This window comes from Bacillus sp. FSL W8-0519 (assembly GCF_038005585.1).
Taxonomy (GTDB): domain Bacteria; phylum Bacillota; class Bacilli; order Bacillales; family Bacillaceae_G; genus Bacillus_A; species Bacillus_A paranthracis.
The window spans coordinates 366,613-378,864 of the sequence record NZ_JBBOTL010000002.1 but is presented as its reverse complement, the minus strand read 5'-3'; the positions used below and the strand labels follow the sequence as shown (position 1 = coordinate 378,864).

At 35.5% G+C, this 12,252-nt stretch carries 12 protein-coding genes; 3 read left to right on the top strand and 9 right to left on the bottom strand.

The features are described 5' to 3' along the window. Positions 1-1,250 (bottom strand): IS21-like element ISBce16 family transposase (istA, locus tag NST14_RS29830; protein WP_203558802.1); only part of this gene is annotated, 1,250 nt, incomplete at its 3' end. Between the two features lie 114 nt (positions 1,251-1,364). On the opposite strand from istA, the gene NST14_RS29825 reads away from it, so the two are divergent. Together NST14_RS29825 and NST14_RS29820 are read left to right on the top strand one after the other, a co-directional pair. After that, positions 1,365-1,538, top strand: coding sequence for an HIT family protein (locus NST14_RS29825; protein WP_014315595.1), 174 nt, complete (start codon positions 1,365-1,367; stop codon positions 1,536-1,538). A 25-nt stretch (positions 1,539-1,563) separates the two neighbouring features. Beyond that, a complete protein-coding gene (locus tag NST14_RS29820) occupies positions 1,564-2,133 on the top strand; it encodes a histidine phosphatase family protein (protein WP_000957215.1) in 570 nt (189 codons plus the stop codon). Positions 2,134-2,429: 296 nt separating this feature from the next. Here the strand turns inward: NST14_RS29820 and NST14_RS29815 are convergent, their stop codons facing one another. The 3 genes from NST14_RS29815 to NST14_RS29805 form a co-directional block, all read right to left on the bottom strand. Continuing rightward, positions 2,430-3,866, bottom strand: a complete 1,437-nt coding sequence (locus tag NST14_RS29815) for an IS4 family transposase (protein ID WP_001053964.1) — start codon at positions 3,864-3,866, stop codon at positions 2,430-2,432. Positions 3,867-4,095: 229 nt separating this feature from the next. After that, positions 4,096-5,526, bottom strand: a complete 1,431-nt coding sequence (locus NST14_RS29810) for an IS4-like element ISBce2 family transposase (protein ID WP_001055915.1) — start codon at positions 5,524-5,526, stop codon at positions 4,096-4,098. Positions 5,527-5,833: 307 nt separating this feature from the next. Beyond that, positions 5,834-6,532 (bottom strand): N-acetylmuramoyl-L-alanine amidase family protein, encoded by a 699-nt coding sequence (locus tag NST14_RS29805; RefSeq protein WP_000475617.1) that lies wholly within the window; start codon positions 6,530-6,532, stop codon positions 5,834-5,836. Between the two features lie 363 nt (positions 6,533-6,895). Here NST14_RS29805 and NST14_RS29800 point away from each other — a divergent pair, with 363 nt between their 5' ends. Further along, the gene (locus tag NST14_RS29800) at positions 6,896-7,348 is read left to right on the top strand and encodes a hypothetical protein (RefSeq protein WP_000701227.1); all 453 of its coding nucleotides are present in this window, start codon (positions 6,896-6,898) and stop codon (positions 7,346-7,348) included. 254 nt (positions 7,349-7,602) lie between these two features. Here NST14_RS29800 and NST14_RS29795 read toward each other — a convergent pair whose 3' ends face one another. The 5 genes from NST14_RS29795 to NST14_RS29775 form a co-directional block, all read right to left on the bottom strand. Then, positions 7,603-8,178, bottom strand: a complete 576-nt coding sequence (locus NST14_RS29795) for a recombinase family protein (protein ID WP_033656251.1) — start codon at positions 8,176-8,178, stop codon at positions 7,603-7,605. Between the two features lie 127 nt (positions 8,179-8,305). Then, entirely contained in the window at positions 8,306-9,151 is an 846-nt protein-coding gene (locus tag NST14_RS29790; RefSeq protein WP_000383881.1) for an AraC family transcriptional regulator, read from the bottom strand. A 112-nt stretch (positions 9,152-9,263) separates the two neighbouring features. Further along, entirely contained in the window at positions 9,264-9,839 is a 576-nt protein-coding gene (locus NST14_RS29785; protein ID WP_001226074.1) for a recombinase family protein, read from the bottom strand. Positions 9,840-9,989: 150 nt separating this feature from the next. Beyond that, complete coding sequence (locus tag NST14_RS29780; RefSeq protein ID WP_001032575.1) at positions 9,990-10,802, bottom strand: AAA family ATPase; 813 nt, start codon at positions 10,800-10,802, stop codon at positions 9,990-9,992. Continuing rightward, positions 10,795-12,246 carry a Mu transposase C-terminal domain-containing protein gene (locus NST14_RS29775; protein ID WP_001178744.1) on the bottom strand — a complete coding sequence of 484 codons (1,452 nt, stop codon included), beginning with the start codon at positions 12,244-12,246 and terminating at the stop codon, positions 10,795-10,797. Before NST14_RS29775 ends, NST14_RS29780 begins: the two co-directional genes overlap by 8 nt. Positions 12,247-12,252: the final 6 nt, after the last annotated feature.

The following is a 12,252-nucleotide window of genomic DNA, read 5'->3' as shown; positions in this document are numbered from 1 at the left end:
TTGTGATCACCAGCTTTTAATTGTTCTTCATACACGTGAAGTGAACGTTGTTCCACTTCATGATTAGAGGGCTGAATGTGACGGGTCGCCAAACCGTTTTGTGTCACATCTGGCTCTTTTTTTATGTTCTTTATGTGGTTGATATCCGTTAATGATTTATTGATCCCAGAAATAATCGGATGAGTAGCGATGCACTCTAGATCAAAATAGATCTCTAAATGATGATCAAGAGTTTCCTTCACCTTTACTTCCATCCCTTTATAACGATAAGGAACCGAATAGTTTCGATCATTATAAGAAATCATGCTGCTTTCCGTTACGTAAGTAACCTTCCATTTACTTATTGGGAATAAGGGTCTCGTATTCCAATGTAATAAGTGTTTTTGTTCCTCTTCAAAACGCTGTAGAGGTGGCTCAAGCGTCGTTTGATTCGGTTTTTTATTGGCCACTTTGTCCAGCCATCCACTTAACATCTCATTCATCTCATGAAGTGTATTCTTTTGTTTTCTTTGCAGAAAATTCTTCTTAAGGTAACCAACCGCACTTTCTACTTTCCCTTTGGTTTGTGGTCTTGCTGGTTTACACGCTTTCGGAACAACTCCATAGTAAGCTAGGAATTCTTCGAACTTTCGATTAAAACGTATTTGTGTTGGACTATGTAAGGTGACTACCGTTTTCATATTGTCATAGAGTATGTGTTCAGGAACGCCGTTAAAATAGGCAAATGCATTCATGTGGCATTTCATTAGCTGCTCCATATTCATCGTATTTGTAATTTCCATGTATTTCATACGGGAGTAACCTAAAACGATGATAAATACATAAAGCTTTTGTTTCTTCCCATCAACCTCATGTTCTCCAATCTCTGCCCAGTCCATCTGTGCTTGCTTTCCAGGAGGTGTTTCAAAACGGATACTCGATTGTTTCTTTGGTTTCTGGCGATAAGGTCTGATGAAATCTCTTAAAATAGTCATCTTTCCTGGATAACCCATAGATTGAATTTCCTCAAGAAGCACTTCGCAGTTAGTGGTACCTTCCTTTAACCGTCTTAATAAATAGTCTTTATATGGATCTAAAAGGCTTGTTTTCAATTTACCGTGAGGTTGTTTTTTTTTCTTTGGTAACTCATTTTGATTTAAGTATTTTCGTATTGTTTTTGGATCAAAGCCTGTTAATTCTGCTATAGCAATCTGAGTCCAACCTTTTGAGTGATACTCTTTAATCATAAAAAATTCCCCATCCTTGATCATTATCTCTCTACACTCCAAGTTGTTTTTGAGATAATTATCCGTTATTATTGGGGAATTTCACACCGTTGTTATTAGGGATTTTACCACCGTTGTTTTCAGAGAAGTAAATCATTATTGGATTCAAGGTATAAACCGGAAGGTTACAACATTGGAGTGAATTGTGGGGAGACAGCAGGTCAAACGATTTTTCATTGTCACATACACTTAATACCAAGATACTTTAACGATATTAATGACCCCACAGGTGGTGTTAGAGGAGTGATTCCACAAAAAAGGATTTATAAATAATTATACATATTATTAGGAGGTTCCAATGCTAACAAATTTGTATTTGGTTAGACATGCCCATTCTACTTACACACCAGAGGAATTAAAAAGACCCTTATCAGAAAAAGGACTAAAAGATGCTTACAAAGTCAAAGAGTTACTAAGAGAAGAAAACATTGATCATGTTATCTCAAGTCCATATTTAAGGGCTATACAAACGGTTGAAGGAATAGCATTAACACTGGGCAGGGAGATTCAAATTGTAGATGAATTTAAAGAAAGAAAGCTAACGAAGGAAGATGTTAATGATTTTGAGCAAGCAATTAGAAAGGTTTGGGACAACCCTGATTTTTCTTGGGAAGGTGGAGAGTCAAACAAGAGTGCCCAACAAAGAGGAATTAAAGGCATTGAAATGGCTTTAGATAAATATGAAGGCAAAAATGTTGTTGTAGGAACACATGGAAATATTATGGTACTAATGATGAATTATTTTGATGAACAATACGATTTTGAATTCTGGAAGAAGCTTGCTATGCCAGATATATATAAACTTTCTTTCCAAAAAAAAACCTTAGTTAATTGTATAAGAATATGGAAAGATTCTAACTTAATTTAACTTGTGAAATCCTTATTAATAGTGAAGTATAAAGTTCTATTTCAAACGGTAGCTTGTTTAGTTGAACAAGTCAGTTAAAAAAAGTCGGTTCCTTAGCGTACAGGAATTCGACTTTTTTTAGTTAAAATTCGCTTAGCGTACAAAACTTCCGAAATGTTGGCTGTACCCCATGCCCATCAACTTAAGAACGAAAACAAAATGAACTTTCGTTCAAACAAACTAAAAAACACGTAATGTACTTTTGGTATTGAAAAGTACACACACCAAATAAACTCTAACGAGTTTCATTTTAAAAATTATGCAGCTTTCTTTTGTTTTCCAAACCCATTATACTCATAGACAACACCCATAATATCAAAGATAGTTTTCTTCTCATATCGATGAGATTTCCGTCCATTCTTCTGTAGGAGGTCGAACAAACGGATTAAAATCTTTGTTAGATTTTGGGTGTTTCTCTGTATCGCTTGATATAACAGCGATACATGATCTTGAATCATCCCAATGGCTTTATATTCACTTAATTCTCTTTTGTTCTTTTGCAAAAGAAGTTTACGCATCTTAAACATCGTAGAAGAACAGATAAAGATGGCAATAAGTCTTCCATACACATGACATTCTAATCGCTCTTTTTTGATAGTTTGCCAATGATGAATTTGAAATAAGGATTTCCACGTTTTAAAAATAATTTCTATTTGCCAGCGAAGGGAGTAAAAGTCATGTATTTGTTCCATCGGAACAACTCCTTCAGGCGTATTTGAGACATATATGTTGATACCCGTTAATCGTTTACTCTTTTCTGAAAATGTAATACCCTTTTTACTTTCAGTGTAACTTTGTTTTTTTCTACGTTCCTGTATCTGTTTGTCTGTTAAACGATAGATAATTACACGTGTGAATAGTTTTTGATTCTTTCCAATGTAAGCTTCTTTTATTTCGTATGTTTGACCGGGTTTTAAATTGTTCATAATATGTTCTAAATCAACTTGGATATACTGTGATTGCTTTTTTACGGTTCCGTTTCGAAAGTATTCTGGAAACGGATTTTTTACATACACGGTATGGTTTAATTTTAATCTGGATATATAATAAGCACCTCGTTGATCCATTTGATCTAAGTCTTCTAATGAAAAATAACCTAAATCACGGATACATAAATCGCTTGGACGTAATGTGTCTAAGCATTCTGTTCCAAAGGTCTTATCATTATTTTTTCCTGGACCTATCTGAAAGTTTAGAAACTGTCCGCTATGTAAGTCATATTCTAATTGAATCTTGATACCCGCTGTTTGTGCACAACCACCTGATCCAGGATATACATGGGCTAAATGTTTTGGTACTTGGAAAATCGTCGCATCTAAAATACGAATTCGTTGAAAATACGTGAGCGCCGCGCTTGAAATGGCCGATGTTTCACAGATTTTACTTTTCCATAATGCCGAAAAAATATATTTCAAAAATTCAACCGCTTTTTTATCAAAGCGTTTATTAAGTCCTTCTGGACTCATAAGAGTGCCTGTGGCCGCATGTAATTGACTGCATAGTCGAACAAGCGAGTCACTCGCTGTACGTTGACTTACCCAAATACATATGGTAGCTAATTCATTTCCAGAAAACTTTCGTTTTCTTTTTACAAAACCTAATTCTTTTGCGAGTTCTTCCAAAAGAGAAGGGGTTAAATGACGATACAGTTCTTCAGAAAATAGTTGTAATTCATCTTGAATCGAAAGATTCATAAAAAATGTCACCCTTTCTAGCTAGCTTTTTAGAAAGAATAACGTTTTTTGTCACTTGGGGGTAGTGAAAATTCTTAAGTTGATGGGCATGTGGCTGTACCCCACATCCATCAACTTAACGTATATTTTTATACAAAATGCGGTCTTTCCACGTAGTTTTTTATTATCTTTTATAGATGTTATAAAAGTAGGCACATCAAATAAACCCTGACGGGTTTCAAATTTTTCGCTATGCTACCTGATGGGCAGAAGTGGTATACTCATACACAACACCTAAAATATCAAAGACTGTTTTTTTCTCATATCTGTGAGATTTTCGTCCGTTTCGCTGTAGGAGGTTAAACAGACGAAGGAGAATCTTTGATAATTCTTGGGTGTTTTTATGTAGTGCTTGATGAAAAAGTAAGAAATAATCTTTAATTATGTACATCGCTTTATATTCACTTAGTTCTTTCTGTTTCTTACGTAACAGGAGTTCTCTCATTTTAAACATAGTAGAAGAACATAATAGGATACTAATGAGTTGTCCATAAAGGTGGCATTCTAATCGCTCTTGTTTAATAGATTTACAACGATGAATTCGAAACCAAGATTTCCATATTTTAAATAACAGCTCAATTTGCCAACGCAGTGAATATAAATCATAGATTTTCTCTTTCGGTACCCATTCCGTAGGAATGTTTGTCATATATACCGTAATTCCTTGTAAAAGTTTCGTACGCTCTGTATATGTAATCCCTTTTTTCTTTTCACGAATAGCTCGATCATGTAGACGTTTCTGTTTTTGCTCCTCTGTACATCTATAAACCACAATGCGAGTGGGTAGTTTGTCTTTGCTCCCTACATATACATCATGTAATTCATACACTTGGCCAGGTTGTAATTGGTTCATGATGTCTTCCAAATGAATTTGTATATATACCGGTCTCAATTGAGCAGGTTTTGTTTTAAATACCACTGTTTCGAATTCTTTTCTATATATTTTAGTTGGTAATTTAAGACGCGATAAATAATACCCTTCCTTATCTTGGATCGATTTAAAGTCTTGTAAACGAAAATACCCTAAGTCACGAATATATAGTTCATTCTTTTGTGTCATGTCCATTCGAGTCGCCCCATATGCCTGATCACTTCGTTTTCCTGGTTCAATTTTCACATCAGAAAACTCTCCGCTCAACAAGTCATACTCTAATTGAATTTTCACACCAGCTGTATGACTACAGCCTCCGGCACCAGGATAAGTAGCTGCGAATCGATCTGGAACTTGAAAGGTTGTAGAATCAAGGATGCGAATCCGCTTAAAGTAAGCAGAAAGAGAATGAGAAATTGTAGATGATCCTCCAATTTTAGCTTGTAGAAGTGTAGTAAATACATTTCGAAAGAAGGCTACAGAAGCCGAGTTAAATCGTCGATTCAGTCCCTCAGGACTTAATAAAATTCCTGTTGAAGTTTCTAATTGACTACAAAGTTGAGTAAGAGAGGTTGTAGCGATTTGTTGATTTAACCATACACACAAAGATAAAAAATGGTGCCCATGGCACTTACGTTTTCGTTTCATTCCACCTGCTTCTATAGCTAATTGATTAAGTGTAGCGGGAGACATATATCGATATAACTCTTCGGCAAATAAAGACAGCTCTTGTTTTTGATGCATATTCATAAAAAGCACGTCACCCTTTCTCATTAACATAAGAGAATAGTAACGTGCTTTTAAGTTTAAGAATAGTCTAAATCCTTAAGTTGATGGATGTGTGGCTGTACCCCTATAATTCCCTCAACAACTTCGTTCTATTCATCTGATATTAAGCTAGTCCTGGCTTATATCGGCCGGACTAACTTAGAGCAAGAAAAAAATGCTAAGCCCGTCACATCAAAGGCTTAGCGTATATTTTGTTCATCCAGCCTAGTTATCCATTTTGATAAAACTTTAAGGTGCTCGCAGTCAAGCAACCGTTTTCCCAACGAAACTACACATTTTCAATAATAATCCTTTGTGCTGTTCTCAGGTTGCGTTTTACAGTTCTCAACACATTTTCTTCTTCTGCGTAAGCACCTACTTGCACACCGTCAACAATTACACGTTTAATAGCCATATTGCTTTTCAGATTAGTCGATTTTCTCTTCAAATTAAACGCGCGTGCTAACCCATTAACATGCCCTTGGGCAACCGCTTGCCGCCAATTCGGGTCTCTTAATTTTTGGGCATCGCTTGCATGATCAATAAATCCGTTCTCCGTTAATAAAGCGGGCATTCTGGTTTCTCGCAGTACATGGAAATCGGCCTTTTTTTTACCACGGTTATGCAAGTTATTTACTTTGACAATTTCTTCATGCATAATGTCCCGAATTAACGCTGTTCTCGATGAATCAGACAAACTGTTATGAATATAATCTTCATACCCATGAGCTGAACCGTTAAATGCATTAACGTGGATGGATAGAAAATAATCTGCACCCCAAGCATTCGCATCATCTGTACGTTCTTTCAAGCTGCGCGTAATATCTGCTGTTCTACTCATTTTAATTTGCAGGCCTTCATAATGGTTTTCCAAGAGATTCCGGATGCTATGGGAAATATTTAAGGTAATTTCTTTTTCCTGCATCCCATTGCCAATAGCTCCTGGGTCCACTCCCCCGTGACCAGGATCTAAATATAATTTAAACATTTTACACCACCTCGTACAAATACAATATGATCGAAGAGTAACGGAGGTATAGGAATTCGTCTGAGGTACATATAAAAATAGGTGATGATAGGCATTACATTTCATTGAATCAGATGATTTATTTTAAAGCTAAGAAATTTTCCAAATGCGAGACCATATGTATGAGCAGCAGGAATTAATGTTCCATATTTTTCGTGGGTCAGGCAAACTCTTTTCATCTAGACAGTAGGCTGATTGATTATTGATGCTTCTTTCTTAACAAAACACCTAAGTGATTCTCTGTGCATATACTGTATCATTACTACAGGATTATGATTAAATACAACTCAATCCATACATAAAATAATCAAGGAGAGGTTAATTTTGAAAATTCCAAAGACAGCCAAAGTTAGTATCCCCTTTCCATCCGTATGGGGGATTGATGCTTCTATTGCGGGGAGATCCATTATTAGAGGTATACTTACCATTGATTCCATTGTAGACAACAAAGTAGTAGGTACAGTTAATTTTCGTGGTATACCTATTCCGATTAATGGGTATTGGGACGAAAGCGCTAAACAAATAAGTTTCGATTCACCATATGCCTCCTTTTTTGGCAACTTGACAATATTTGATGAGACCGCTATAAGCATTCGGCATTTCGTTTTAAGTGGACGGTTTATAATGAAACCTCCCTCTTTGCTGGCTGGTGAATATGGAAATTGGATTGCTACAACCTTTACACCCCGTTTGGGACCTCCCATATATACTAATGTTTTACCACCTGCTGGTGCCTTTTCAGTCTCAAGTATGCTCTTGGGACAGCAATTGTTTTAATTAGACCATGACTTTATAAAAACAACCTTCGTTTGTGATTGACTAAGGTTGTTTTTTATAAAGTGTTCTCGGAAAATACAGCCTTGCTTTAAATCTGAGTTTAGCGTATATCTCCGTTAAAATGTACTCGGAACCCTTTGATGATCGTGCCTAGTTAGATAAACAAATATTGATACTTCCTTATAGAAATAGCCTGCTTGGTTAGGTACGTTGTTTCACAATCCCCGGAAATTTTTAATATAAGTAATGAATGCTTATTTTTTTCCTTCCGATAGCTTTCTATATAAAGAAGCTCTAGATACATTTGTAATTTCACAAATTTGATTTACAGTCATATTTCCTTCTTTATATAGCTTTACTGCATAATTCATTCCTGCGTGATTTTTATGATATTTCTTTAACCGTCCTTTAAACTTCCCTTCTTTCTTTGCGAGCTCAATTCCTTCACGCTGACGCATACGAATAAGGTCTCGCTCTAATTGGTTAACACCAGCCATTACCGTAATTAAGAATTGGCTATATGGATTATCTTCTGATAAATCTAGCCATGTATCCTTAAGTGATTTTAAGCTTCCCTTTTTATTTCGTATTAAATCAATCAATTCAAATAAATCTTGCGTACTTCGAGTGATCCGAGTTAAATCTGTAACATAAATAATGTCACCTTCCTGTAAATCCTCTAACATTTTTTGAAGTTGTTCACGATCTTTTGTGGCTCCTGAAGTTTTTTCTTCATAAATAATATCCATTCCAATTTCGTTCAATTGCCGAAATTGTCTTGAAGGATTTTGGCTAGTCGAACTGACGCGTACATAACGGGGTGGCGTCAGGAAAATGCGGATTTACAACGATAAGGAATTTCCAATATAAAAAGCCTGATTTCCCATCACCTAAATTGAGAAATTAGGCTCTTTTTTCGTTACTCCATAAACAGCATTCTATTACTGAATATGTAATTTACTTCGGGATAACAGGGACCCAGAGTTCGTGTCTTGGTTTATGCTTCGGACCGTAATAACATTCTATACACGGTAAATTTGCAAGTTCATACTCGGAGGTAGGGACCCACTCGGAATATAAACGTTTCCATGCATCCACTATGTTCGGAAAAACTGCCCATGTACTTGCGGGAATAATAAGCGTCTCCATATTTTCTGGGGATTCCCCATCGTATCTTACGCCCATGAAATAGGAAAATTGTTCATCTGTGATGGCAGCTTCTTTTCCGCAAACCCCCAGAAGGCTTTCAAGCGTGCATTTTGGATTTTCCCATGACATATCTACTAGTTCTTGCATAAATCCATCTTTTTTCGCAGTGTTCCAAAGCGTAGGGATTGTTTTAAATGCTCTGCTTGTTTTTACTGGCTTGCTTTTTCCGACAATTCTTAATTCAAAATCAAGGTTTTCAATTCTGTAGTCCATCTCGGTATCTCCTTTAATAGAAATTTGAAAGGAAATTTTGGGAAAGGCTTTTAACTGTACCCCTCTATTACGAGCATTGGAAGGGGTTACCCCATGCATTTTTTGAAAAGCACGTGAGAAAGTATCAGAAGAAATATAACCATATTTAATTGCCACATCGATGATCCGAATATCACTTTTTTGAATTTCAAATGCTGCAAGTGTTAACCGTCTTCGTCTAATATATTCTGATAGCGATACACCTGAGATTGAAGAGAACATTCTTGAAAAATGAAACTCAGAACAGTTAGCTGCTTTTGCAATCTCTTTGTAGTCTATTTCTTCATCCAGGCTATTTTCAATGTAGTTTAACGCATTGTTCATTCTTTCTAGCCAATCCATAAGTTTACTCCCTTTCAATATTTACTTTAAAACAAAATAGATAATAATTACCGACATTTCATGCCTAAAAATGTTGGTGAAAAAATACACCTTTTGATAGAATCAGGACAAACTATTTGTTTCTTTCCGATAGATTTCTATATAATGAAGCCCTAGATACATTAGTAATTTCACAAATTTGATTTACAGTCATGCCGCCTTCTTTATATAGTTTTACTGCATAATTCATCCCTGCGTGATTTTTATGATACTTCTTTAAACGCCCCTTAAACTTTCCTTCTTTCTTTGCTAACTCAATCCCTTCACGTTGACGCATACGGATAAGGTCGCGCTCTAATTGGTTCACACCAGCCATTACTGTAATTAAGAATTGGCTGTATGGATTATCCTCTGATAAATTTAGCCATGTATCCTTGAGTGATTTTAAGCTTGCCTTTTTCCTTCGTATTAAATCAATCAATTCAAATAAATCCTGCGTACTCCGAGTGATCCGAGTTAAGTCTGTAACATAAATAATGTCGCCTTCCTGTAAATCCTGCAACATTTTTTGAAGTTGCTCGCGATTCTTTGTTGCACCAGAAACTTTTTCTTCAAAAATAATATCCATCCCGATTTCGTTTAATTGCTGAAATTGCCTTGAAGGATTTTGGTTAGTCGAACTGACACGTATATAACCAATTTTCCGCAAAATATCACCTCATTTTTGAGATAAGTCTTATGAGACACTCTTAACTATGATTGTCACTTTTGGAGTTATTTTGCGCTTGTTTTAAGTAATATTTTGCATTATAAGTAAATATAAAAACGCTATCATCATATAAAACGATAGCGTTTTTATTTACTTGATTCCGATTACTAAACTATCTCGTGCGGCTTCAACAACTTCTGTTGTTATTGTTTCAAGCTTATTAATTTCGAGTATTCTTTCAATTTGAGTGAACAGTCTCTGTATGAGCCTAAAGTTCCCTCCAGTAATCTTTATTATGCTAGTTATTGCCTCATAATCGGAAAAGTCCTCAAGCTTTATAGAAAGTCCTAACTCTCTCCATTTATATTCCAAAATATGATGGGTTTCATCTTTACTAAGTTTATCAAATTCATGGGCAAATCCAATTCTAGAGTAGAGTTGAGGGTATCGAGCTAATCGCTTTTCAATGCCAGGCATTCCAATTAATATCATCGCTATATCATTTCGATCGTAGATATCCCTAAGTTGTTCTAAATTTTGTACTTTTAGGCGATCTATTTCATCAACAATAATCAGGTCGATATCTTCATAAGCGTCAGTGGAGTACTTTTCTTCTTCTCCCTTAGTAAGTACTTTATACATAGTTCTTACCATGTTCATTCTAATTCCAATAGTATGAATCTCGTCAGTCATTTTAGTGGCTCGTACAGCTGGAGCTGTATAAAAAATTGTCCTAGCCTCAAGTATTTTTTCATCTGCATCTTGGCCAATTTCATTTGCTGTTTTATAAGCTATTTGTTTTTCAATGGAATCCCAATTTGCATAATACCTTGAGGACAATGTTTTTCCTACACCCGGTAATCCATAACAAATGCCTATATATTTATATTTGATACATGCATCACAAAACTCGGCAAATCGCTTATATTCTTTTGTTTCAATAAATTTTTGACCTTTATTCATTGAAATACCTCTTTAACTTTGACTTTGACTTTTTGGTAGGTTCATTTATTTTGTTCTCTAGATCCTTTTTCTTTGACAAGGCAATTTCTTCTACAACAGTTTTTCCAGAATCGAGTTGCTTTTTTAGACTTCTCCGTATTTTATTTCGTGCTGAAACAATCTCTTTTAAATCTACTGTATAATCGGAGATTTCAGGGGAAATAGCCGTACATAAGTATTTATCTTGATAAAACACTCGAATCTCCGCAATGTCTCTTGGATTATAACGAATAATGACAGTTTCTCCAATGTATGCAGCTAGATTTGTGTCTATATATCTAAGTCCTTGGAAGTGAATCCCGTCAGAATGAACCTTCCTTGGTTTCGCTACATTTAGCAATAATAAATCAAGACTTTCCAAACTCTCAGGCATATTGGGAAGAAATCCAGAATTATTCCACGCCTGTATCGGTTCTTTTTTTGTTGTACTGTGAACCCTATGGTGATAGTTACTTATAATGAAATTTGATAATTTTTCATCTAATTCTTTAATGGTAAGAAGTGAAGTGCTAGTCTGATTTCCCAAATAACCGGGTAAATCTTGCAGAAACAATTGATTAATGGTTAAAAAGAATCTCTCTATTTTCCCACGCCCTCTTGGAACACCAACTGTAGAAAAAACTAGATTAATTTTTAAATCAACTGCTACTTGCTCTAAATGGTTGGATGTAAAGTCACTCCCATGGTCTGTATAAAATATTTCAGGAATCCCACATATTTTCCAATCGGGATTGCTTTTTTTCCATATTGCTTGGTGTAAGACCAAAGATGTATGTATAGCAGAGGGATTTTCAAAAGTTAAGAAATATCCAGCGACTGCTCGGCTATAATCATCTAAAATGATTGTTAGCCAAGGTCTTTCTGGTTTTCCTTTTTCATTTAAAACTATAATGTCTAATGGGGTATGGTCTGCTTGCCAAATTTCATTGGGGTAGCTTGCCTCTCTTCGATGAATTAAATCATATTGATTGTTGTATGCTTTTTGGCCATCATGCGCTAACTTCTTCAGGCTTGGCAAAAGGGACTGTGATACCTTATGCACTTGATAATAACTTGGTTTTTCCCAGCCTTTTTTCTGACATTGCTCACAAATCATCCGATGAATAGACGTTAATGAATTCCTTTTGTACTTCAATATCAATTGTTCGATCGACACGACAACTTCTGGCTCTAAATGTGTTTTGCCGGCATCACTTCTTGTTTTTCGAATTAAACCTTTTAATCCATTTTGTTTATAGTCCTGAATCCAGTATTGCAGCGTTCTTTTGGCAATACCGGTTTCTTTTATAATAACAGTTAATGTTTTCTCATCGGTAAGATAAGGCGCAATGATTTTATACTTTACCATTGCTTCTCGACGTTGTTCTTCTGAATAAGCCGTTAATGGAGGATGTTCATTTTGCATTAATAA